22 protein-coding genes are annotated in these 22801 nt (G+C 72.5%); 18 read left to right on the top strand and 4 right to left on the bottom strand.

The features are described from left to right. Nucleotides 1–12: 12 nt before the first annotated feature. Entirely contained in the window at nt 13–564 is a 552-nt protein-coding gene (locus tag OGH68_RS06515) for a TetR/AcrR family transcriptional regulator (RefSeq protein WP_264242364.1), read from the top strand. Further along, nucleotides 561–2105 (top strand): MFS transporter, encoded by a 1545-nt coding sequence (locus OGH68_RS06510; RefSeq protein WP_264242362.1) that lies wholly within the window; start codon nt 561–563, stop codon nt 2103–2105. The genes OGH68_RS06515 and OGH68_RS06510 overlap by 4 nt, the downstream gene beginning before the upstream one ends. A 136-nt stretch (nt 2106–2241) precedes the next feature. Here OGH68_RS06510 and OGH68_RS06505 read toward each other — a convergent pair whose 3' ends face one another. Beyond that, on the bottom strand, nt 2242–2931 hold the full coding sequence (locus tag OGH68_RS06505; RefSeq protein WP_264242360.1) for a lysophospholipid acyltransferase family protein: 690 nt from the start codon (nt 2929–2931) through the stop codon (nt 2242–2244). A gap of 230 nt (nt 2932–3161) precedes the next feature. Between OGH68_RS06505 and OGH68_RS06500 the strand changes: the two genes are divergently transcribed. From OGH68_RS06500 to OGH68_RS06490, 3 genes are all read left to right on the top strand, one after another. Next, nucleotides 3162–4325 carry a glycerophosphodiester phosphodiesterase gene (locus OGH68_RS06500; RefSeq protein WP_264242359.1) on the top strand — a complete coding sequence of 388 codons (1164 nt, stop codon included), beginning with the start codon at nt 3162–3164 and terminating at the stop codon, nt 4323–4325. A gap of 153 nt (nt 4326–4478) precedes the next feature. After that, nucleotides 4479–5018 (top strand): sigma-70 family RNA polymerase sigma factor, encoded by a 540-nt coding sequence (locus OGH68_RS06495; protein ID WP_264242357.1) that lies wholly within the window; start codon nt 4479–4481, stop codon nt 5016–5018. Between the two features lie 38 nt (nt 5019–5056). Continuing rightward, complete coding sequence (locus tag OGH68_RS06490; protein WP_264242355.1) at nt 5057–5560, top strand: GNAT family N-acetyltransferase; 504 nt, start codon at nt 5057–5059, stop codon at nt 5558–5560. Between the two features lie 102 nt (nt 5561–5662). Here the strand turns inward: OGH68_RS06490 and OGH68_RS06485 are convergent, their stop codons facing one another. Both OGH68_RS06485 and OGH68_RS06480 read right to left on the bottom strand, forming a co-directional pair. Next, entirely contained in the window at nt 5663–6079 is a 417-nt protein-coding gene (locus OGH68_RS06485; RefSeq protein ID WP_264242354.1) for a hypothetical protein, read from the bottom strand. A gap of 2 nt (nt 6080–6081) precedes the next feature. Next, the gene (locus OGH68_RS06480) at nt 6082–6441 is read right to left on the bottom strand and encodes a hypothetical protein (RefSeq protein WP_264242353.1); all 360 of its coding nucleotides are present in this window, start codon (nt 6439–6441) and stop codon (nt 6082–6084) included. A gap of 86 nt (nt 6442–6527) precedes the next feature. On the opposite strand from OGH68_RS06480, the gene OGH68_RS06475 reads away from it, so the two are divergent. The 9 genes from OGH68_RS06475 to OGH68_RS06435 all read left to right on the top strand — a co-directional run bounded on the left by OGH68_RS06475 (nt 6528) and on the right by OGH68_RS06435 (nt 18937). Continuing rightward, complete coding sequence (locus tag OGH68_RS06475; RefSeq protein WP_264242352.1) at nt 6528–7175, top strand: HAD family hydrolase; 648 nt, start codon at nt 6528–6530, stop codon at nt 7173–7175. A gap of 380 nt (nt 7176–7555) precedes the next feature. Continuing rightward, nucleotides 7556–8620 (top strand): methionine ABC transporter ATP-binding protein, encoded by a 1065-nt coding sequence (locus OGH68_RS06470; RefSeq protein ID WP_264242351.1) that lies wholly within the window; start codon nt 7556–7558, stop codon nt 8618–8620. Then, complete coding sequence (locus OGH68_RS06465) at nt 8617–9288, top strand: methionine ABC transporter permease (protein ID WP_264242350.1); 672 nt, start codon at nt 8617–8619, stop codon at nt 9286–9288. Before OGH68_RS06470 ends, OGH68_RS06465 begins: the two co-directional genes overlap by 4 nt. A 75-nt stretch (nt 9289–9363) precedes the next feature. Continuing rightward, nucleotides 9364–10224, top strand: coding sequence for a MetQ/NlpA family ABC transporter substrate-binding protein (locus OGH68_RS06460; protein ID WP_264242349.1), 861 nt, complete (start codon nt 9364–9366; stop codon nt 10222–10224). A gap of 164 nt (nt 10225–10388) precedes the next feature. Beyond that, complete coding sequence (locus OGH68_RS06455) at nt 10389–11036, top strand: GNAT family N-acetyltransferase (RefSeq protein ID WP_264242348.1); 648 nt, start codon at nt 10389–10391, stop codon at nt 11034–11036. Between the two features lie 123 nt (nt 11037–11159). Next, nucleotides 11160–12410: a precorrin-6y C5,15-methyltransferase (decarboxylating) subunit CbiE gene (cbiE, locus tag OGH68_RS06450; protein ID WP_264242347.1), complete on the top strand. Its 1251-nt coding sequence runs from the start codon at nt 11160–11162 to the stop codon at nt 12408–12410. Between the two features lie 308 nt (nt 12411–12718). Next, nucleotides 12719–16594 (top strand): nicotinate-nucleotide--dimethylbenzimidazole phosphoribosyltransferase, encoded by a 3876-nt coding sequence (cobT, locus tag OGH68_RS06445; RefSeq protein ID WP_264242346.1) that lies wholly within the window; start codon nt 12719–12721, stop codon nt 16592–16594. A 230-nt stretch (nt 16595–16824) separates the two neighbouring features. Beyond that, nucleotides 16825–18057 carry a uroporphyrinogen-III C-methyltransferase gene (cobA, locus tag OGH68_RS06440; RefSeq protein WP_264242345.1) on the top strand — a complete coding sequence of 411 codons (1233 nt, stop codon included), beginning with the start codon at nt 16825–16827 and terminating at the stop codon, nt 18055–18057. 64 nt (nt 18058–18121) lie between these two features. After that, entirely contained in the window at nt 18122–18937 is an 816-nt protein-coding gene (locus OGH68_RS06435) for a TrmH family RNA methyltransferase (protein ID WP_264242344.1), read from the top strand. Nucleotides 18938–18940: 3 nt separating this feature from the next. On the opposite strand, the gene OGH68_RS06430 is transcribed toward OGH68_RS06435, so the two are convergent. Further along, nucleotides 18941–20122, bottom strand: coding sequence for a serine/threonine protein kinase (locus OGH68_RS06430; RefSeq protein WP_264242343.1), 1182 nt, complete (start codon nt 20120–20122; stop codon nt 18941–18943). Between the two features lie 232 nt (nt 20123–20354). On the opposite strand from OGH68_RS06430, the gene OGH68_RS06425 reads away from it, so the two are divergent. The 4 genes from OGH68_RS06425 to OGH68_RS06410 all read left to right on the top strand — a co-directional run bounded on the left by OGH68_RS06425 (nt 20355) and on the right by OGH68_RS06410 (nt 22724). Next, entirely contained in the window at nt 20355–20588 is a 234-nt protein-coding gene (locus OGH68_RS06425) for a hypothetical protein (protein ID WP_264242342.1), read from the top strand. Between the two features lie 219 nt (nt 20589–20807). Continuing rightward, nucleotides 20808–21014 (top strand): hypothetical protein, encoded by a 207-nt coding sequence (locus OGH68_RS06420; protein ID WP_264242341.1) that lies wholly within the window; start codon nt 20808–20810, stop codon nt 21012–21014. Nucleotides 21015–21387: 373 nt separating this feature from the next. Then, nucleotides 21388–22368 (top strand): phosphotransferase family protein, encoded by a 981-nt coding sequence (locus OGH68_RS06415; RefSeq protein WP_264242339.1) that lies wholly within the window; start codon nt 21388–21390, stop codon nt 22366–22368. Nucleotides 22369–22436: 68 nt separating this feature from the next. Further along, complete coding sequence (locus tag OGH68_RS06410; protein ID WP_264242338.1) at nt 22437–22724, top strand: zf-TFIIB domain-containing protein; 288 nt, start codon at nt 22437–22439, stop codon at nt 22722–22724. Nucleotides 22725–22801: the final 77 nt, after the last annotated feature.

Here is a 22801-nt window from a genome sequence, read left to right as displayed (position 1 = left end):
TATAGTCGTCTCATGGCCATGGATCGAGAACATGTGCTCCGCACCGCCGCCGCCCTCCTCGCCCGCAGGTCGACCGCCACCATGGACGAGGTCGCCCGGGCCGCGGGGATCGGCCGAGCCACCCTGCACCGGCACTTCGCCGGCCGGGATGCGCTGGTCAGAGCACTGGAAGAGTTCGGCATCCAGGAGTTCGAGGCCGCGCTCGACGCGGCGCGCCTCGACGACGGCGACGCGAGCCACGCACTGCGCCGGCTCATCGGCGAGATGGAACCGGCCGCCGACCTGCTCGCCTTCCTCTACAACGAGAGCCAGCTCTTCGAGGGCGACGAGATCAACGAGGGCTGGGCCCGTCTCGACGCCCGCGTCTGTGACCTGTTCCGGCGCGGCCAGGAGCAGGGCGAGTTCCGGATCGACCTGACACCGGCCTGGCTGACCGAGGCGCTCTACGCCCTCATCGCCTCCTGCGCCTGGGCCGTCATGGACGGCCGCGTCGCCAAGAAGGACTTCCAGCACATGACCGTCGAGCTACTGCTCGGCGGCGCCGTACGGAGAGTGGACAAATGACCAGCACCGTCCAGCCCACGAGCGGGACGGACGAGACCGTGTACCGCCCCGGGCGCTGGCTGGCGCTCGCCGTCCTGGTCCTCGCCGTTCTGCTGGTGGCCGTCGACGCGACCGTCCTCGGTCTCGCGACCCCGTTCCTCAGCGAGGACCTGAAGCCGACAGGCGCACAGCTGCTGTGGATCGGTGACGTCTACTCGTTCGTCATCGCCGGCCTGCTCGTCTCCATGGGCAGCCTCGGCGACCGGATCGGCCGCAAGAAGCTGCTGTTGACCGGCGCCGTCGCCTTCGGCGCAGTCTCCGTTCTCAACGCGTACGCCACCACGCCCGAGACGATGATCCTTGCGCGGGCGCTGCTCGGCGTCGCCGGCGCGACCCTGATGCCGTCCACCCTGGCGCTGATCCGCAACATCTTCCACGACCCCAGGGAACGCAGTCTCGCCATTGGCATATGGGGCGCGATGGCCTCGGCCGGCGCCGCCGTCGGACCCGTCGTCGGCGGGTTCCTGCTGGAGCACTTCTGGTGGGGCTCGGTCTTCCTGATCAACCTGCCCGTGATGGCGGTCCTCGTCGTCGTCGGCGTCAAGCTCCTGCCCGAGTCGAAGAACCACGTCACCGGTCCCTGGGACCTGGCCAGTGTGGCCCTGTCCCTCGTCGGCATGGTCGCCGTCGTCTACGCGATCAAGGAGGCGGCCGGCCACGGGGTGAGCTGGGAGGCGGGCGCGGCGGCTCTCATCGGTGTCGCCGGTCTCCACGGATTCGTCCGGCGGCAGCTCACGCTGAGCACACCGCTTCTCGACATGCGGCTGTTCCGCCACCGGGGTTTCTCGGCCGCGGTGCTCGCCGACCTGCTTACCATCCTCGGCCTGTCGGGGCTCGTGTTCTTCCTGTCCCAGTTCCTGCAGCTCGTCCAGGGCCGTGCGCCGTTCGAGGCGGGACTGGCCGAACTGCCCGCGGCGATCGGCGCGGTGGCGACCGGTCTGGTGGCCGGCAGGGTCGCCCGCCGCTACTCCGTACGGGCGGTGGTCGCGGGCGGCCTCGCGGCGGTCGGGCTTTCCCTCGCCGTCCTGACGCTGCTCGGCAGGACGACCGGCTACCCGCTGCTCGGCGCGGCGCTGCTGGTCGTCGGCGCGGGCGCGGGGTTCTCGTTCACGGTCACCGCGGACGTGATCCTCTCCAGCGTCCCCAAGGAACAGGCGGGTGCCGCCTCCGCGGTCTCCGAGACCGCCTACGAGCTGGGAGCGGCACTCGGCATCGCCCTGCTGGGCTCGATCGTGACCGGCGTCTACCGCGGCTTCAGCGCACCGGACGGCACGCCGGAGAGCGTTGCCTCGGCCGCCCACGAGTCGCTCGGCGGCGCGGTGGAGGCATCCGCGGTGCTCGGTCCCGCACGGGCGGAGGCACTGCTCGGCGCCGCGCAGGAGGCGTTCGTCGACGGCCTGCGGCTCGCGGCGGGCGCGGGAGCGGTGGTGCTGCTGGCAACGGCGGTGGCGGCGTGGGTCCTGCTGCGCGGCCAGAAGCTGGCGGACACGGTCGACCACTGACGACGGCGGGGGCGCGCCTGCGGGTGCGCGACGCCTGCGGCGGGCTGTTCCCTACCCGCCCCTTCCCGAAACCGGGGGCGGAGCCCCCGGTTTCGGGAAGGGGCGGGTAGGGGTCAGGCTCCGCGCAGCGGAACCGCTACGCGGCCTTCGCCTTGGTCGCGTACATGTCCACGTACTCCTGCCCCGACAGTCGCATGACCTCCGTCATCACGGAGTCCGTCACCGCCCGCAGCACATACCGGTCCCGGTCCATCCCCTCGTAGCGCGAGAACTCCATCGGCTCGCCGAAGCGGAGCGTCACCCGGCCCGGCCGGGGCAGGCCTGCGCCGCCCGGCTGGAGCTTGTCGGTGCCGATGACGGCGAACGGGACGACCGGCGCGCCGGTCATCAGGGTGAGGCGGGCGATGCCGGTACGGCCGCGGTAGAGCCGGCCGTCGGGGGAGCGGGTGCCCTCCGGGTAGATGCCGAAGATCTTGCCCTCCTCCAGCACCCGGCGGCCCGTCATCAGCGCCGCCACACCGCCGTTGGCGCCGTCGCGGTCGACCGGGATCATGCCGCAGCCGGTGAAGAACCAGGCCATCGCGCGGCCCTTGAGGCCCTTGCCCGTGACGTACTCGTCCTTGCCGATGAAGTACACCGGGCGGTCGCAGACCAGCGGGAGGATCATCGAGTCGATGAAGGTGAGGTGGTTCCCGGCGAGAATCACCGCCCCGTCCCCGGGGATGTTCTCCGCGCCTTCCACACGCGGGCGGAACATCAGGCGCAGGATCGGCCCCAGCACTGCCTTGATGAGCGTCAAGCGGGACAACGGGTCCTCCGGTGTCATGGGACGGACGGTTATGGCCGGTGAAGTCTTTGCAGGTGAGGACGATACTCGCGGGTCATGCCCGATCGCACATCGGGTCACACAGGAGATACGCCGTGTTGATGCGCGTTCCCACGGTGTTCGTGCAGGGTCTGCCGCAGGTAAGACGTAACTGCCTACCATCGGGCGTCGCTCGGCAGGTGCGCGACATCACACGAACATCGCACGAACATCACATGGAGGAACGTTTCATGACACAGGGTTCGAGCAGCAGTCCGGCGCGCCGCAGCGTGCTGGGAGCCGCGGTCGTGACCACCGCAGCGCTCGGGATCGGCGCGGGTGCGGCGACGGCGCGGGCGGACGAGCGCCAGGGCGCCGGCCGTCCGTCCGGCAAGGACCGCTGGGAGCTGCCCGTGCCCACGGTGATCGCCCACCGCGGTGCGAGCGGTTACCGGCCCGAGCACACCATGGGCGCGTACCAGTTCGCCCTCGACGTGGGCGCGCACGTCATCGAGCAGGACCTGGTGCCGACCAAGGACGGCCATCTCGTATGCCGTCACGAGAACGACATCACCGGTACGACGGACGTCGCCGACCACCCCGAGTTCGCCTCCCGCAGGACCACCAAGTCCGTCGACGGTGTCAGCCTCACCGGCTGGTTCACCGAGGACTTCACGCTCGCCGAGCTGAAGACACTGCGCGCCAAGGAGCGGATCCCGGGCACCCGCCAGGAGAACACCCTCTACGACGGCCGCTGGACCGTGCCCACCTTCGAGGAGGTCCTGAAGTGGGCCGAGAAGGAGGGCCGCCGCCGCGGCCGCCCCGTGTGGCTCTACGTCGAGACCAAGCACCCCAGCTATTTCCGGAGCATCGGGCTCGGCCTGGAGGAGCGGCTGGCGAAGCTGCTGCGCCGTTACGGGCGGCACCGCGCGGACTCCCCGACGTTCCTGCAGTCCTTCGAGCCGACGAGCATGGAGCGGATGGCCCGCCTGGTGGGCACCCCGCGCGTCGTCCTGCTGTGGACGCCGGACGACCGCCCGTGGGACTTCCGCGAGGCGGGCGACCCGCGCACGGTCGCCGACCTGATCACGCCCGAGGGCCTGGACTGGATCGCGGGATTCGCCCAGGGCATCGGCCCGCTGCTGGACCTCGTCATCCCCAAGGACGCGGACGGCCGGCTCACCGAGCCCACGACGCTGGTGCGGGACGCCCACGCCCGCGGCCTGGTCCTGCACCCGTACACGATGCGCAACGAGAACACCTTCCTCCCCGCCGACTTCCGGCGCGGCACGGACCCGAACGCCTACGGCGACGTCTTCGGCGCGTACCGGGCGTACTTCGCCACGGGCATCGACGGCATCTTCACCGACAACCCCGACACCGGCCTGCTGGCGGCAGCCGACGCCGGCCGCTGAGCCCGCCGCCGGAGCGTCAACTCCGGTGGACGTGTGCGGTTGACGGCTCGTCACCGCCGCGGACACCGGAACGCGGTGTCCGCGGCACCCCCGTACGGGTGACGGCGTCGGGTCCGGGCAACCGGAGCCCGGCCCGGCGCCGTCCCGCCCGGCATGACCGCATCCCGAGAAACAGCCGTCTCCGGCCAGGTCGTCGGCGCCCTCCAGGCACTGGTGAGCGCGGAGGCGACAGCGGAAGCGCCCGCCGCCGCGATCGAAGCGGGCGACCTCGAACAGGCCGTATGGGTACGGCTCCTGGAACAGCTCGGCGGCGACGGGCCGCCGGACGACGCCGCCCGCTGGGTCAGGAAGGCCGTACGGGCGGAGGCGCGCCGCGCCCGCCGCACGGCCTGGCGTGAACTCCCCTACCGCCACGACCCCTGCGCCGACGCCACGGGCAGCCCGGAGCGCACCGCCCTCCGCAACGAGCGCCGCCGCTCCCTCAGGGCAGCCGTCGCCCGTACCCCCGGGAACTGTCCCCGGCTGCTGACTGCGATGTTGTCGCCGCACGACCCCACCTACCGGGAAATCGCAGGGACGTTGGGTATCTCACAAGGAAGTCTGGGGCCGATGCGTTCCCGATGCCTGGGATGTCTGCGCAGAATGCTGGCGGCAGAGGTTGCAGCTCCTGAACATCTGGGAAAGGAGCGGTAGACAACCGGCGGTGGCAGGTGAGCGGGAGGCGTGCGCACATGGGCATGAGCGTGACCATCTCGGCGGCGGCGGAGGCCGACGCGGAGCACATCCTCAAGCTGCAGTATCTGTGCTATCAGACAGAGGCCGAGCTCTATGGCGACTACGGCATCGAGCCGCTGACCCAGTCGCTCGCCGACCTCCGTGCCGAGCTCACCCAGGGCCCCGCGCTCGTGGCGAGGCTCGGGGACGAGGTCGTCGCCTCGGTGCGTGCCAGGATCGACGAGACCGGGACGGCCCGTATCGCCAAGCTCATCGTCCATCCGCGGATGCAGCGGCACGGCCTGGGCGGCCGGCTGCTCGACGCGATCGAGGAGCGCTTCGCGGGGGACCCGGCCGCCAAGCGGTTCCAGCTGTTCACCGGGCACCGCAGTGAGAGCAATCTGCGGCTGTACCGCAGCCGCGGCTATGTCCCGGTCTCCCGTGAGCAGGTGGGGCCGCGGCTGACGCTGGTCACGCTGGAGAAGGTCTCGGAGGCCGGTTCGTACGTCGCCAGCGCCTGAGCCCGTACGTCCCGGGCGCCCGAGGTACGTCGCGGGCGCCCGAGCGGCGGGCCTCGTCGGTGGTCGCCTCCGCGCCGCCCGGGCTCGGGGCGCCCGCGTGGTTCAGGACGACCGGGAGCGCCGCAGCCAGAGCATCCCGGTCACCGGCAGCAGCACCGGGATGAAGAGGTAGCCCATCCCGTACTCCGACCACACCGTCGAGTCCGGGAACGCCGACGGCTCCAGTACCGTCCATGTCCCCACGACCAGGACGCCCGCCAGCTCGGCGGCGCAGCACACCAGCGCCGCCTTGCGGGCGGTCTCTCCGCCCCGCACCAGCGTGTAGGTGATGAACGCGTACACGACGGCCGCGACGGCCGACAGCACATGAGCGAGCGGCGCGCTGCCGAAGTCGTCGATGATCTGGTACACCGACCGGGACACGGCGCCGACGGACATCACACCGTAGAGCCAGACCAGCAGCAGCCCGGGGCCCTCGACCAGCTTCGTCCGCCTCTCCTTCGCGGCGGCCTTGGCCATCGTCAGCCTCCCCAGATGTCGTGGAGCCGTACTTCGAGCACGGCCAGCACCACCGCGCCGGCCGCGACCGTCGCGGATCCCCAGCGGGTCCGCTCCGCCAGCGACAGGAACCCGGCCGCCGGTACCGCGAGGGCCGAGCCGATCAGATACGACAGGAAGATCGCGGTGCCCTGGTCCGGTTCCTCGCCCCGCGCCAGCTGCACGATGCCGACGACGAGCTGCGCCACCGCCAGTACCGTCACCACGGCCATGCCGATGAAGTGCCAGTCCTTGGTGGGCTGGTCCCGATAGGCGGCGAGGCCGCACCACGAGGCGAGGGCGAGCGCGGCCACACCGACCGCGACCGTCAGGGCGTCAAGCATGGGCCCGAGGGTATTACGGGCCAAAGGCCGCGATGCGCGCGGCCCCGGCGCAAGGCGGGAAGGACCCGAAGCCTAGGGTCGGGAGCATGAAGCTGCACGCCGAAGCCCTGCTGTTCGACAACGACGGAACGCTCGTCTCCTCCCTGGAATCGGTGAACCGCTGCTGGACCCGATGGGCCGGCGAGTACGGCATCACCGCCGACGCGTTCGCCCGCGTCGAACTGCACGGCCGCCCGGCCGCGGAGATAGCCGCCGACCTGCTGCCCGCGCGCCTCGTCCCCGAGGCGGTTGCCCGTATCGAGCACCTCGAGGTGGAGGACGTCGCCCAGGGAGTGGTGGCGCTGCCCGGCACGCTCCGCCTGCTCGCGCAGCTGCCGCCGGAGCGGTGGGCCGTGGTCACCTCCGCCACCCGGCGGCTCGCCGAGGCCCGGCTCGCCGAGGTCGGCGTACGGCCCAAGATGACGGTCGCCGCCGACGACGTCACCCGCGGCAAGCCCGACCCCGAGCCGTTCCTGCTCGCGGCCCGCATGCTCGGCGTCGATCCCGCCCGCTGCGTCGTCTTCGAGGACGCCCCCGCGGGGCTCACCGCCGGACGAGCGGCCGGCATGCGCACCGTGGCGTTGACCACAACCCACACCCGTGCCGAACTCACCGCAGACATCGTCGTACCGGACCTCTCCGCCGTGTCCGCGCTGGTCACACCGGAGGGCGTCGAGATCACCGCGGGGGAGTGAACTGTCCGTATAGCGCAGTCCTCCTGTCCGCTATACGGACACGAACCCAGTGCCGATCGGCCTGTCTGTTTTACTTGCAGCCATGACCACGACGAGCAGCCGCACCCTTGCGACCGAGGCGAACACGACGCCCGGTGCTCGTTGTATGTGTCGAATGTGCGCCATCTGAGGGCCCCTGCCTGAGCCTCGCGCCCCGAAGCGAGACCGACAGCCGCGCCGCGTCCGACCGTCCCCGGAGATCAGAAACGCCTCGGACCGAGCCTGCCCCGCGCACGCGTTGCCCCGGCCACCCAGCCGAACCAGCCGTGCCGCGTCGGAACCGAAACGCCCCGTGCCCGGCGGACACCTTCGTCGTGCACTCGACAGTGACGGAAACCCCTGTGATCACCACTACGGGCCTTACCAAGGTCTACCAGTCGCGAGGCGGCCGCGAGGTCACCGCTCTGGACGGCGTCGATCTGCACGTCCGTGAGGGCGAGGTCTTCGGAGTCATCGGACAGAGCGGCGCCGGAAAGTCCTCGCTGATCCGCTGCGTCAACCTCCTCGAGCGCCCTACCTCCGGCACCGTGACCGTCGCCGGTGAGGACCTCACCGCCCTGGCTGGACGCAACCGGCGGGCCTCCGGGGAACTGCGTGAGGCACGCAGCCGCATCGGCATGGTCTTCCAGCACTTCAACCTGCTGTCCTCGCGCACGGTCAAGGACAACGTCGAACTGCCCCTGGAGATCCTCGGCGTTCCCGGCGCCCTGCGCTCCCGCAAGGCCCTGGAACTCCTCGACCTGGTGGGCCTCGCCGACAAGGCCAAGACCTACCCGGGGCAGCTCTCCGGCGGTCAGAAGCAGCGCGTCGGCATCGCCCGCGCGCTTGCCGGCGACCCCAAGGTGCTGCTGTCCGACGAGGCGACCAGCGCCCTCGACCCGGAGACCACCCGCTCGATCCTCCAGCTGCTGCGTGACCTCAATCGGCAGCTCGGACTCACGGTCCTGCTGATCACGCACGAGATGGACGTCGTCAAGACGATCTGCGACTCGGCCGCCCTGATGAGGAAGGGGAAGATCGTCGAATCCGGGACGGTGAGCGAACTGCTCGCGACGCCGGGCTCCGAGCTGGCCCACGAGCTCTTCCCTGTGGGTGGCGAGGCGTCCGGCCCCGACCGCACCGTCGTCGACGTCACCTTCCACGGCGAGGCCGCCACCCAGCCGGTCATCTCCCAGCTGTCGCGCACCTACAACATCGACATATCGATCCTGGGTGCCGCGATGGACACCGTCGGCGGCCGCCAGATCGGCCGGATGCGCATCGAACTCCCCGGCCGTTACGAGGAGAACGTCGTCCCCGTCGGCTTCCTGCGCGAGCAGGGTCTGCAGATCGACGTCCTCGACGCCGAGGACGTGGCCGTCCCGGCGCAGAACAGCCCCGCGCCGGTCAAGGAGGTCGCGAAGTGACCTGGTCCGAGATGCAGCCCCTGCTGAGCCAGGGCACCGTCGACACCCTCTACATGGTTCTGTGGTCCACCGTCGTCACCGTCGCCGGCGGGCTGCCGCTCGGTGTGCTGCTCGTCCTCACCGACAAGGGCGGACTGCTGCAGAACACGCCGGTGAACAAAGTCGTCGGCGTGATCGTGAACATCGGCCGCTCGCTGCCGTTCATCATCCTGCTGATCGCGCTGATCCCCTTCACCACCCTTGTCGTCGGCACCTTCATCGGCCCCACCGCGATGATCGTGCCGCTCGCCGTCGGCGCCATCCCCTTCTTCGCCCGGCTGGTCGAGACCGCGATCCGAGAGGTCGACCACGGACTCGTCGAAGCGGTCCTGGCAATGGGCGGCTCCGTCCCCACCGTCGTGCGCAAGGTGCTGCTACCGCAGGCCCTGCCCTCACTCGTCTCCGCCGTCACCACCACCGTGATCGTCCTCGTCGGCTACTCGGCGATGGCGGGCGCGGTCGGCGGCGAAGGCCTCGGTTCCAAGGCCGTCACCTACGGATTCCAGCGCTTCGAGACGCAGTTCATGCTCGTCACGGTCGTGATCCTGATCGCCCTCGTGACGATCGTGCAGCTCGTCGGCGACGGCGTCGTACGGCTCCTGGCCCGCCGCGGACGCGCCGCAGGCTGAACCCCCGGCTCTGTCCCCACACGGCCCGCACTCCTTGTCCGGGCGACGTACCACCACCAGAAAGAGGCACTTTTCGTGCGTAGCAACATCAAGTTCACCGCGGCTGCCGCCGCCACCGCCGCCCTCGCCCTCGGCCTCACCGCCTGCGGCACGGCCTCCGACCCGGGCGCCCAGGCCGGCGACGGATCCCAGGGCGACACGTCCAAGGCCCTCGTCGTCGCCGCTTCGCCGACGCCGCACGCGGACATCCTGAACTACGTCAAGGACAACCTGGCGAAGGAAGCGGGCCTGAAGCTGGAGGTGAAGGAGTTCACCGACTACGTCCTGCCGAACACCGCCACCCAGCAGGGCCAGGTCGACGCCAACTTCTTCCAGCACAAGCCGTACCTGGACGACTTCAACAAGAAGAACGGGACGACGATCGTCCCCGTCGTCGACGTCCACCTCGAGCCCCTCGGCCTCTACTCCAAGAAGGCCAAGGGCATCAAGGACATCAAGGCCGGCCAGACCGTTGCCGTCCCCAACGACACGACCAACGAGGGCCGCGCGCTCGCGCTGCTCGCCGACAACGGCCTCATCACCCTCAAGGACGGCGCCGGCACGGACGCCAAGCTCTCCGACATCGCGGACGCCAAGGGCCTGAAGTTCAAGGAGCTCGAGGCCGCGACGCTGCCCCGCGCCCTGAACGACGTGGACGCCGCCGTCATCAACGGCAACTACGCCATCGAGGCCGACCTGAAGCCCGCCACGGACTCCCTGGCGCTGGAGAAGGCCGAAGGCAACCCGTACGCCAACTTCCTCGCCGTCAAGGAGGGCAACGAGGACGACGCGCGGGTGCAGAAGCTCGTGAAGCTCCTGGGCTCGCCCGAGGTGAAGAAGTTCATCGAGGACACGTACGCCGGATCCGTCGTCCCCGCCTTCGGTGCCGCCAAGTAAGGCCCCCGCAGCCCCACTTGACGCAGGCCCCGCGCACCTACCAAGGTGCGCGGGGCCGCGTCGTACCCCACCCGGCCATGCGCAGCCCGCACCCGATGTTGCATGCTGTGCCTTTACGGCTACGACAACCCAACGGCTTTGACCATTTATCGACAGTCTTCGGCATGGAGCTGCGCATGACTACCACCTTCCCGGACGTGTCCATCAGCACGGAGCGGTTGGTGCTGCGCCCCTACGAGGACGCCGACGTCGCGGCCCACACCGAGATGATGAACGACGACATGGTCACCGCCTGGACCTCCGTGCCCCACCCCTACACGACCGCCGATGCCGAGGACTGGGTCCGCAGGATCGCTCCTGCCGAGCGGACGGAGGGCCGCGGCATCGTCCTCGCCGTCACGGAGTTCCTCACCCAGCGGCTCGTCGGCGTCGTCCACCTGCGGAACACCGACTGGCGGGCCCTGTCCACCGAGGTCTCCTACGTCACGGCCCCCTGGGCCCGCGGCGAGGGATACGCCACAGAGTCCGTCCTCGCCGTGGCCCAGTGGCTCTTCCGCAACCAGAAGTTCGAACGCATGGAACTGCGCACCGCCGCCGACAACACCGCCTCCCAGCAGGTGGCGCAGAAGATCGGCTGCATCAGCGAAGGTGTCCTGCGCAACGCCTGGATAGCGCGCACCCGCCCCGACGACGGCACCGGCAGCTGGACGGACATCCGCACCGACCTCATCGTCTGGAGCCTGCTGCCCGAGGACCTGGAGGCCGACCGGATGGCCGAGGCCGGCTACCGCTCCTTCACCGACTGGAACTGACTCCGCCCGGGCGGCCGGACGCCCCTCCACACGGCCCCTCCACACGGCCGCCAGGTACCCTCACGGTGCGACGCTTACCCGCGGCACTGCCCCCACCTGCGACATTCCAGGAGACTGACGACGATGGCCGACCGGGTCACGGTGATCGGCTGGGACGGTTCGCCGCTCACTCGAGCGGCCAGGTCCGCCCTGTCCGCCGCCACTCTGGTGGCCGGCGCCGCCCACCACCTGGCACTGCCCGAGGTCCCGCCCCGCGCCGAGCGCATCCGCCTCGGCAGCGTCGGCCTCGCCGCCAGGCGGATCGCCGGGCACCGTGGCAGCGCCGTCGTCCTCGCCGACGGCGACCCGGGCCTCTTCGGCGTCGTACGCACCCTGCGCGCCCCCGAGTACGGTCTGGAGGTCGAGGTCGTCCCCGCGGTCTCGTCCGTGGCCACCGCCTTCGCCCGGGCCGGTATGCCCTGGGACGACGCCCAGATCGTCGTCGCACACCGCCGCACGCTGCGCCGCGCCGTCAATGTGTGCCGCGCCCACACCAAGGTCGCGGTCCTCACCTCTCCGGGCGCCGGCCCCGCCGAACTGGCGCTGCTGCTCGACGGCATCCACCGCACCTTCGTCATCTGCGAGGAACTGGGTACGGCCCGCGAGCAGGTCACCGTCCTCACCTCCGACAAGGTCGCCGACCACATGTGGCGCGACCCCAACGTCGTCATCGTCATCGGCGGCACCGGCAGCACGCCCTCCCTCACCGGAACGGGTGGCTGGATCGCCGGCCGGGACCCGGGCTACCCGCCGGCCGAACGCGGCTGGGCGCTGCCGCCCGCCGAGGCGCCCACCCGCGGCGAGGGCGAGTTCGCCGGGCTGCGCGCCGCCCAACTGGCCCGGCTCGGGCCCCGCACCGGCGACCTCGTCTGGGACATCGGCTGCGGCAGCGGCGCGCTCGCCGCGGAAGCGGGCCGCTTCGGCGCCGCCGTCATCGCGGTCGACAACGATCCCGAAGCCTGCCGTCGCAGCGAAGCCGCGGCACGCCGCCTCGGCGTCCAGCTCGACGTCGTGCACGGGCGGGCACCGCACGTCCTGGAACGGCTGCCCGAGCCCGACGTCGTACGCATCGGTGGCGGGGGAGTGCCGGTCGTCACCGCCGTCGCCGACCGCCGGCCGGAGCGCATCGTCACCCATGCCTCCACGCGCGACGAGGCGGAGGCCATCGGCGCGGCCCTCGCCGCCGGCGGATACACCGTCGAATGCGCACTCCTCCAATCCGTCGAAATGGACACCTCCGACTGGTCGGAACGCGAACGCTCGGTGGTCTTCCTGCTCTGTGGAAGGCGGTCCGGTCCTCGGCCCCTGCCCTCCGTGACGGACGGTCCGGGGTAGGCTGGCCGATCGTCGTACCGCAGCCGGGCGTTCGTCGCTTCGTTCGTCAATGTCCGGAAAAGGGAGCCGCTTTGGTTCCCGTATGTGGTACGTCGGCACCGGGGGGTCGCGCGACGTGGCGCAGCCCACAGCGAACCACGGCGGATCTTGCTGCCGTGGTGGCGAACGACCGCGACAATGCTTTGGTCCGTGGGTCAATCGTGCCGCGCGGCGCACACGCTCGTTCTTGTTCACGGGCGTCAGGTGTGCCGCTGTCGGACGTCCCGGGCGAAGGGCGAAGGAGCAACCGATGGGCGAGGGGTACGCGCATGACTGACACCGGCCAGATCCCGGGCGAGGGGCTGCCGGAGAACGCAGGCATGGTGGAGCAGCCGGGGATCCCCGCTCCCGGCGCGTACACCTACCTCGAGAGCTCCGAGAGCCCCGAGAACGCCGTGCACTCCGAGAACGGTCCCGAAGAGGACGACCTGCTCCTGATGCCGGGCTCCCAGGGAGCGTGGAGCGACTCCCCGGTTCCGGCCCCCGCCCCGGGCGCGCATCAGCAGGCCGCGCCCGCCGCCGATCAGTACGCGGCCGCGCCCGTGTCCGTTCAGGCGACGGCGAACCAGGAGGCCGGGCCGCAGCACCGGAGCGGCGAGTACCAGATGGACCACGGCGCGGCGGGCTACGCGCCGCACGACTACCAGGCCGCCCCCGTCGTGCACGGAGCGGAACAGCCGGCGGCGCAGCCCGTTCCGCCGGTGACGGAGAACGCCGCGCCCGGCCCGGAGTTCGTCGAGGTGACCCCGGACGCCGGAGCTTCCGGGCACGCCCAGCAGCAGTTCCACGGGGGCCAGGCACAGGCGGCGGCGGCACACGAGCCGTTGGCGCAGGTGCAGGGGACCATGTCGGTCGTACCGGGGGTGGCTCCGGCGGCCGAGGCGGCCCCGGCCGTCGCGGATGCCGCGCCGCAGCAGGCGGCCCAGGCCGCGCACCCGCAGGCCGAGGCCCAGGCGGCGGTCCACGAGGCCGGCGCCCACGAGGCGGGCGGCCGTGATTCCGGCGCCGTCGACCTCGGTGCCGTACGGACGCCGGCCGCCGCGACCTCCGCCATGCCGACGCCGGCGCCCGCGCGCCGCCCGCTCCACATGGGACCGCCCGTGCCCGACACGTCGAGCGGCGTGGTCCGTTCGCTCGCCGACCGTGGACCGGCCTCCGGCACACCGCCGCACCCCATGGCCGTCCGCACCACTCAGGCACAGGCACAGGCCGTCGCGACCACCGGCGTGGAGTACCTGGACGTGCCCCGGGAGGACCCGGGCGCCGAGCTGCCCGGCCCCCAGCTGGGTGAGATCCCGCCGCAGGCCGGCGCCCCCTGGGACCCCCAGCCGCCACAGGAGCAGACGGCGGCCCCCGCAGAAACGGTCGTCCCGACCGACCCGGCGAACGCCGAGGCCACCGTGCCCGCACCGCGGGCCGGCGGCTCCGACCAGCAGCCCCCCGTGGCCCCGGAGGGGGCCGTACCGGACACGGCCGCGGAGCCGGAGGTCTCCGGACACGCGGCGTCGCCCGCTCCCGCGCCCACGGAGGCAGCCGCACCGGCCGCCGCCGACGCGCCGTCGCCGGCGACGGCCGAGCCCGAGACCACCGTCGCCGAGGGGACGGCGCAGGACGCGGCCCCCGCCGAGGCGCAGCCGGCGCCCGTCGAGACCGAGCCGGCGTCCGTCGCACCCGAGGCGACGGACAGCGCAGTGGCCGCGGCGCAGGCAGCGGCCCCCGAGACGGAAGAGGGAGCGGACGTGGACGCCCCGGCGGACGCGGCGGAAGCCGCCGCCGCGCAGAGCATCCCGGAGGCGGCCGCCGAAGGCTGGGCCGCCCCTCAGGACGGCACGGTGCCTCAGAACCCGGAGCCGGCACCGGCCTCCCCCGAGACGCCCGATGCCGCCGGCCCGGTCGCCGTCGCCGCCGATACCGACCCGTCGGCAGCCTCTGCGGCCGAGACCCCGGCGGCCGAGACGCCTGCGCCCGGCACCGCTCCGGCTGCCGAGGCGGCAACGCCCGGCCCTGCGCCCGCCGGTGCCGAGTCGCCCGAGGGCCAGCCCGTCGTGGCGGCCGAGCCGGCGGAGCCGGGCGCCGTCGGCCCGGCAGGCGAGCACGTGCCCGGCCCGCAGCCCACGGCCGCCGATGCCGTCGAGCCCGGCGCCGAGGCCCCCGCCGACGGTCCCGCACCCACCGCCGGCCCGGTCGCCGGGCAGTCGCCCGACGCGGCACAGCCCGCCACCGCCCCCGGCGCGGAGACGGCCCAGGCCGCCGCCGAGCCGGCCGGACCGGACCCCGAAGCCGCACCCGACGCCCCGCCCGCGGACGCGGCCACCGCGGCAGCGCCGGAGGCAGGACCCGATGCCGCCCAGCCGGATCCCGTACCCGTTTCCGGCGACCCGGCCGGTGCCGAGTCGCCCGAGGCCCACCCCACCGCCCCGGCGCCGGGTTACGGCGACGCCGAACGCGAGGCCGTCCTGCGCGTGATGCGTGAACGGCGCGACATCCGCAACGGCTTCCGCAGCGACCCCATCCCGCACGAGGTCCTGCTCCGCGTCCTCGAAGCGGCGCACACCGCGCCCAGCGTCGGCCACTCACAGCCCTGGGACTTCGTCGTCATCCGCTCCGCGGAGACCCGCCGGACGATGCACGAACTGGCCCAGCGTCAGCGCGAGGCGTACGCCAAGTCGCTGCCCAAGGGCCGGGCGAAGCAGTTCAAGGAACTGAAGATCGAGGCCATCCTCGACACCCCGGTGAACATCGTCGTCACCGCCGATCCCACCCGCGGCGGCCGCCACACCCTCGGCCGGCACACCCAGCCGCAGATGGCGCCCTACTCCTCGGCGCTCGCCGTCGAGAACCTGTGGCTCGCCGCCCGCGCGGAGGGCCTGGGCGTCGGCTGGGTCTCCTTCTTCGACGAGCGCGAGATGGTCCGTACGCTCGGCCTGCCCGATCACCTCGAGGTCGTCGCCTACCTCTGCGTGGGCTACGTCGACGAGTTCCCGGAGGAGCCCGAGCTGATGCAGGCGGGCTGGTCGAAGCGCCGCCCGCTGTCCTGGGTGGTCCACGAGGAGACGTACGGCCGCCGTGCCCTGCCGGGCGAGCAGCCGCACGACCTGCTGCAGGAGACCGTCACCAACATCCGTCCGCTGGACGCCAAGGCGCTCGGTGAGGCGTGGGAACGCCAGAAGCGGATGACCAAGCCCTCCGGCGCGCTCGGCATGCTGGAGATCATCTCCGCACAGCTCTCCGGCCTCTCCCGGATGTGCCCCCCGCCGATCCCGGAGCCGGCCGCCGTCGCGATCTTCGCGGGCGACCACGGCGTGCACGCCCAGGGCGTCACGGCCTGGCCCCAGGAGGTCACCAGCCAGATGGTGGCCAACTTCCTCGGTGGGGGAGCGGTCTGCAACGCCTTCGCCAACCAGGTCGGCGCCGAGGTCTGCGTCATCGACGTCGGCGTGGCCTCCGACCTGCCCGCCACTCCGGGACTGCTGCCGCGCAAGGTCCGGCCCGGCACCGCCGACTTCACCACCGGGCAGGCCCTGAGCCGTGAGGAGGTCCTCTCGGCGATCGAGGTCGGCATCGAGACCGCCCGTGATCTGGTGGCCGCCGGCAACAAGGCTCTGCTCGCCGGTGAGATGGGCATTGCCAACACCACCGCGTCCGCCGCGCTCATCGCCGTCTACACGGGCGCCGACCCGTCGGAGATCACCGGCCGAGGCACCGGCATCAACGACGAGATGCACGCCCGCAAGGTCGACGTCGTCCGCCGCGCCCTCGAGCTCCACCGGCCCGACCCGGCCGACCCGATCGGCGTCCTGGCGGCCGTCGGCGGCCTGGAGCACTGCGCGCTGGTCGGCCTCATCCTCGGCGGCGCCTCCCTGCGCACACCCGTGATCCTCGACGGCGTCAGCACCGGCGCCGCGGCCCTGGTGGCCCGCGCCGTCGCCCCCGAGGCGCTGGCCGCCTGTATCGCCGGCCACCGCAGCGCCGAACCGGGCCACGTCGCGGCGCTGAACAAGCTGGGCCTGCGCCCTCTGGTCGACCTGGATCTCCGCCTCGGCGAGGGCACGGGAGCGCTGCTGGCACTTCCCCTGGTCCAGAGCGCGGCTCGGGCCATGCACGAGGTGGCGACCTTCGATTCGGCCGGAGTCACCGAGAAGTAGCCCCGCGTCACGCACCCGCGTCACGCACCCGCAGGACGCACCCGCGTCACGCCCCCGGTCCGCTGAGCACCGGGTGCGTGACGCACTCGGAGGCAACCGTTCCGCAACGGTCCCCGCCGGCCCCGTGAGCGGGGCCGTATCGTGGTCGCCAGGACCCCTCACCCGTCCCCACCAGCCGCTTCACCGTCGCAGCGGCCTCCGCACTGCCCCGCCCGAGGAGCCGCACCGCCATGGCTGAGCACGTTCCGCCCGCCGAGCACCCCGCCTACCCCGTCGGCCTGCGACTCGCCGGGCGCCGCGTCGTCGTCATCGGCGGCGGGCAGGTCGCCCAGCGCAGGCTCCCGGCCCTGGTGGCCGCCGGGGCCGACGTCACCCTGATCTCCCCCTCCGCGACGCCCTCCGTCGAGGCGATGGCCGAGTCCGGCGAGATCACCTGGACCCGCCGCCGCTACGAGGACGGCGACATCGCCGACGCCTGGTACGCCCTGGTCGCCACCAGCGACCCCGAGGCCAACGCCCGCGCCTCAGAGGAGGCCGAGCGCACCAAGACCTGGTGCGTACGCAGCGACGACGCGGACGCGGCGACCGCCTGGACCCCGGCCACCGGCCGCAGCGACGGTGTGACGGTCGCCGTCCTCACCGGCCGCGACCCGCGCCGCTCCGCCGCCGTGCGCGACGCCGTCGTCGAGGGGCTGCGCGACGGCACCCTCGCGGCGCCCCACCGCCGCAGCCGCGCCCCGTTCGTCGCCCTTGTCGGCGGCGGCCCGGGCGACCCCGACCTGATCACCGTCCGGGGGCGCCGCCTGCTCGCGGAGGCTGACGTGGTCATCGCCGACCGGCTCGGTCCGCGCGACCTCCTCGACGAACTCCCGCCGCACGTCGAGGTGATCGACGCGGCCAAGATCCCCTACGGGCGGTTCATGGCCCAGGAGGCCATCAACAACGCGCTCATCGAGCATGCGAAGGCCGGCAAGGCCGTCGTACGGCTGAAGGGCGGCGACCCGTACGTCTTCGGCCGCGGCATGGAGGAGGCCCAGGCGCTCGCCGAGGCCGGTATCCCCTGCACGGTCGTGCCCGGCATCTCCAGCTCCATCTCGGTCCCCTCGGCGGCCGGTATCCCGGTGACCCACCGCGGCGTGGCGCACGAGTTCACCGTCGTCAGCGGCCATGTCGCCCCCGACGACCCGCGTTCGCTCGTCGACTGGAAGTCCCTCGCCCGGCTGCGCGGCACGCTCGTGGTGCTCATGGGCGTCGACAAGATCGGCGCCATCGCCCAGGCCCTCATCGCGCACGGCAAGGCGCCCGACACCCCGCTCGCCCTCGTCCAGGAGGGGACGACCGCGGCCCAGCGCAGGGTGGACGCCACGCTCGCGACCGTCGCCGAGACGGTCAGGGCCCAGGACGTACGCCCCCCGGCCGTCATCGTCATCGGCGACGTCGTCGCCGTCGGCCCGCACAAGTAACCACCGGTAACCCGACCTTGCGGGAACCGTTGGCACCGCACATCCAAGAAGGCAGTATCACCCCGTGGCCGATCTCATCACCATCGACGACCCCGACGACCCCCGTCTGCGCGACTACACGGGCCTGACCGACGTCGAGCTGCGCCGCCGTCGCGAACCCGCGGAGGGCCTGTTCATCGCCGAGGGCGAGAAGGTCATCCGCCGCGCGGGGCAGGCGGGTTACGAGATGCGCTCCATGCTGCTCTCCGCCAAGTGGCTCGACGTCATGCGCGACGTCATCGAAGAGGTCCCCGCGCCCGTGTACGCGGTCGACCCCGCCCTCGCCGAACGCGTCACCGGCTACCACGTCCACCGCGGGGCCCTCGCCTCCATGCAGCGCAAACCGCTGCCGGACGCCGGCGACCTGCTCACCGGCGCACGCCGGGTGGTCGTCATGGAGTCGGTCAACGACCACACCAACATCGGCGCCGTCTTCCGCAGCGCGGCGGCCCTCGGCATGGACGCCGTGCTGCTCTCACCGGACTGCGCGGACCCGCTCTACCGCCGTTCCGTGAAGGTCTCCATGGGCGCGGTGTTCTCCGTGCCGTACGCCCGCCTCGACACCTGGCCGAAGGGCCTCGAAGCGGTCCGCGAAGCCGGCTTCAGGCTGCTCGCCCTCACCCCCGACGAGAAGGCGTCCTCGATCGACGAGGCCGCCCCGCACCGCCTGGACCGCGTGGCACTCATGCTCGGAGCGGAAGGCGACGGGCTGTCCACCAAGGCACTCATGGCCGCCGACGAATGGGTGCGCATCCCCATGGCCCACGGCGTCGACTCGCTCAACGTGGGCGCGGCGGCCGCCGTCGCCTTCTACGCGGTCGCCACCGGCCGCCCCGCGTAGCCGCTACAGCTTCTGCGCCGCGGCGATCCCCAGCGCCACGATCAGCGTCACCACGAAGAAGACCGTGATCCGCTGGCGCAGCAGCCGCGGATTGGCCGGCCGCCGGCCCGTCGACGTCGTCCGCGCACCCGGCCTGGTCCCGCCGCCCTGACGGCCGTTCGTACGGCCCGCCGTGCGCGGCTGCTGCGGCCGGGACCCGCCACCGGTGCGGGCCGGCGCCTGCGGCCGCGAGGAGCCACCCGTCCGCCGCTCCATGCGTTCGGTGCGGTCCGGCCGCTCCGGATAGCGCGCGGTCGGCCGGTTCGAGTCGACCCGCTCCCGTTCGCGGTCCCGCTGCGCCGGCGGCCGGGCGTCATGCAGGCCCTGCGCCTCCCGGGCCGCGATCTCCTTGAGCCGCATGGACAGTTGCAAGGTGCTGGGCCGCTCCTCGGGGTCCTTCGCCAGACACGCCGACACCAGCGGCGCCAGCGCGTCGTGCACTCCGTGCAGCTGCGCCTCCTCGTGCACCACCCGGTACAGCATCACCTCGGAACTGCCGTGCCCGAACGGGGAGTCGCCCATCGCCGCGTACGCCAGCGTCGCTCCCAGCGCGAAGACATCGGTCGCCGGCGTCACCGCCGCGCCGCGCACCTGCTCCGGCGCGAGGAAACCCGGAGACCCCACGGCCGTACCCACATGCGTCAGCGTGCTCGCGCCCGTGGCCCAGGCGATACCGAAATCGATGATCCGTGGCCCCTTGGGCGACAGCAGGATGTTCGACGGCTTCAGATCACGGTGCACCACACCGGCCTCGTGGACGGCCACCAGCCCCTCCGACAGCGCGGCACCCACCGCGGCCACGTCGGCGGCCCGCAGCGGACCCTCCTCGACCACCTTGTCGTGCAGCGACGGCCCCGGTACGTACTGGGTCGCGAACCACGGCCGGTCCGCCTCCAGATCCGCGGCCACCAGCCGGGCCGTACAGCCGCCGCGGATACGCCGCGCCGCCGACACCTCGCGGGCGAACCGCGACCGGAACTCCTGATCCTCCGCCAGGTCCGGCCGGATCACCTTCAACGCGACCCGCTGCCCCCGCCGGTCGGACCCCAGATACACCACACCCATGCCGCCCGCACCGAGCCGCCGGTGAATTCTGAACGAGCCGACGACTCGCGGGTCCTCGCGCCGGAGCCGCATCATCGCCATGTCCGTCCCCTACCTACGGTGGGGAGGCCCCACCCCGCTGCCCGGTCGTCCGCTTGTGACGTGCCACAGCTTACGTACCCCCGCGCCGGTGCGCTCATAGGCCGCGCCCTCGCGTTCGGATCGATTGTCAGTGCCCGATGGGACACTTGAGGAGTGGTCGGCGGAGAGCGGATCCCTTGCCCCCGACCCGTGCGAGATCTCAACGACTCGGCACAGAAGGGGGATTGGATCGATGAAGGGCGACCGCGTGGAGATAGTGGTGGACGCGGGGGACACGACGCGCACGTACGAAGTGGTGGCAAGCCGGGCGGGCCGCAGGGTCGAGACCGCGGTGCGCAGGGGAGTGGTCGAAGTGAGTGAAGTCACTCGGTCAGGCTCCGTCGTCCGCACGGCCCGTTTCATGGCGACCCGGGTACTGGCCCTGGTGGAACAGCCCGTCCCGCGCGACGACGAAACCACCGACTGAGGGCCCCCTCCGGGAAGACCCCAAGACCCGGAGCCCCGTCTCCACCCAGGGGAGTACTCCGGGGGGTGACGGCTCATCCTCCGGGAGGCCAGGCAATCGGTACGAGGGCATGACGTCCCGGCCCCGCCGTTTCCCTAATGTTGATGTCAAGCGGCGGGTGCAGCACTCGTCCCCCGAGGTCAGACACCCGCCGCTGCCAACCACGACAGGAGAAGGACCATGGCGGACACGGCATCGCGGACGATGATCCGCACGCAGGGACGCAAGGCATCCGCCGCGTTCGGCGGCCGCCAGTCCGGCACGCGCCATCCGCTGGTGGCGACGGCCATGGTCCTTCCCCTCGCGGCACTGCTCGTGGTCGTCTTCGGCGGCTGGGACGCAGTGGTCACACAGGCGTCGTCCGTGGGCGTGATGCTGGGGCGCTGAACGGCGCCCCGGGCCCGGAAGAGCGGTCCGGGTCGGGGACATCCGGCCAACAACCCCGTGGGGACGGGGGTGCGGCGGACGGCAGCGTTTGGCCGGTCAGCTGGGGAGCTGACCGGCCATCGCGCGTTGCCCTCGGGCGGGCGGCGTACCGGGTCCACGTTTCCGGGCGTGGCCCGGTCCGGGCGCTTCTCGGGCGTGGCCCGGTCCGTGTGGTGTGGCGTCAGGGTGCCGCGCTCCGGAGGCTCCGCTTCGCAACCACCCACCGGCGCAGGCCGCCGGGCCCGGCCGCATACTCGAAGCGCGCCCCCCGCGCCGGCCCGCCCCGGAACCCAAAGCGCGCAAGCGCGCACCACGCTGCCGCTACGCTCCCCCCGTGACCGCCTCCGTCGTTCGCGTACTCGCCTCCGTCGCCCGGAGCGCCGCCCACCGGGCGGCGCCGCGTGGTGGCTGCCCGGCGTGCGGGGCCGCCCAGGACGGCCAGACGCTCGCCGACCGCCCCGACGGAACCGTCGTACGCCACGGCTCGGCCGTCGCCAAGGCGCACGCCTCCGGGACGGACCCGGTCGCCCACCGCGCACGCCTCGCCCTGGCGGCCCACCCGGCGCTGGCGGGCATCCTCCTGCCGCCGCTGCCGCACAACACGAGCGCCCAGGACCGCCCCGTCACCACCTGGCCCTACGGCGCTCCCGTCGACCCCGGCGACCCGGACGCCGCGCCCTGGGAGGACGCGGCGGTCCTCCTGGCGCGACTGCACCGTGTCGAGCCCGCGGGCCTGCCCGGTCCGCTCCCGCCGATGCGGGGCCCGGCGAAGGCGGCGGCCGCCGTGGCCCGCATGGACGCGGCCGCGGCGGACCACCCGGCCACCCGCGACGTGCGGCGCGCCTGGGCGCGCCTGCCCGCCTGGGCCCGCGGCGAGGGACCGCCCACTCCCTCCGGCCCTGCGTGCCCAAACGTCTGCCACGGTGACCTCCACCTCGGCCAACTCGTGCGCCACCCCGCCCCCGACGGCCCCTGGCTGCTGATAGACGTCGACGATCTCGGCCTCGGCGACCCGGCCTGGGACCTTGCCCGCCCTGCTGCGTGGTTCGCGGCGGGCCTGCTGCCGCCGGAGGTCTGGCAGCGGTTCCTCGGCGCGTACACGGGTGCCGGCGGCCCCGCGGTGGCCTGCGTCGACGACCCCTGGCCCCAACTGGACGTGCCGGCCAGGGCGCTGACCGTCCAGACGGCGGCGCTCGCGCTGGCGAAGTCGGCGGGGGAGGGGCGTCGACCGGACGCGGTCGAGCAGGCGGTGCTCGACGCCTGTACCCGAATCGGGACACTGGCACCCGAGTTGGAGTTCGAGGCTCCGTCGTAGGGTGAAGGTCTCGTCGCCGGGCATGCATCCCGGCGACGTCGACAACACGGCGAGGAGCTGAGTAGACGATGCAGTGTCCCAAGTGCCATGCAGCGATGCACACATACAACCGCAATGGCGTCCAGATCGAGCAGTGCAGCGGCTGCCGGGGCATATTCCTCGACTACGGCGAGCTGGAGTCCCTGACCCGTCTCGAGTCGCAGTGGACGCAGCAGGCTCCGCCCGCGCCGCCGGCCCCGCAGGCGTACCCGGCGCCTCATGCTCCGGCGGCGCCGGCCTGGGGGGCGCCGCATCACGGTGGTCACCACGGCCACCACCGTCAGCGCAGCTTCGGCCGGATGCTCTTCTCCTCCTGATCTCCTCTCCTGATCTCCTCCTGACGGAAAGCCCCCCGACGGAGGTCCTCCGTCGGGAGGCAGCCGGGGAGAGCCGG

The sequence above is a fragment of the Streptomyces peucetius genome (assembly GCF_025854275.1).
Classification (GTDB): domain Bacteria; phylum Actinomycetota; class Actinomycetes; order Streptomycetales; family Streptomycetaceae; genus Streptomyces; species Streptomyces peucetius_A.
Note: the sequence above shows the minus strand (reverse complement) of the source record. Positions and strands in the feature narration are given on the sequence as shown.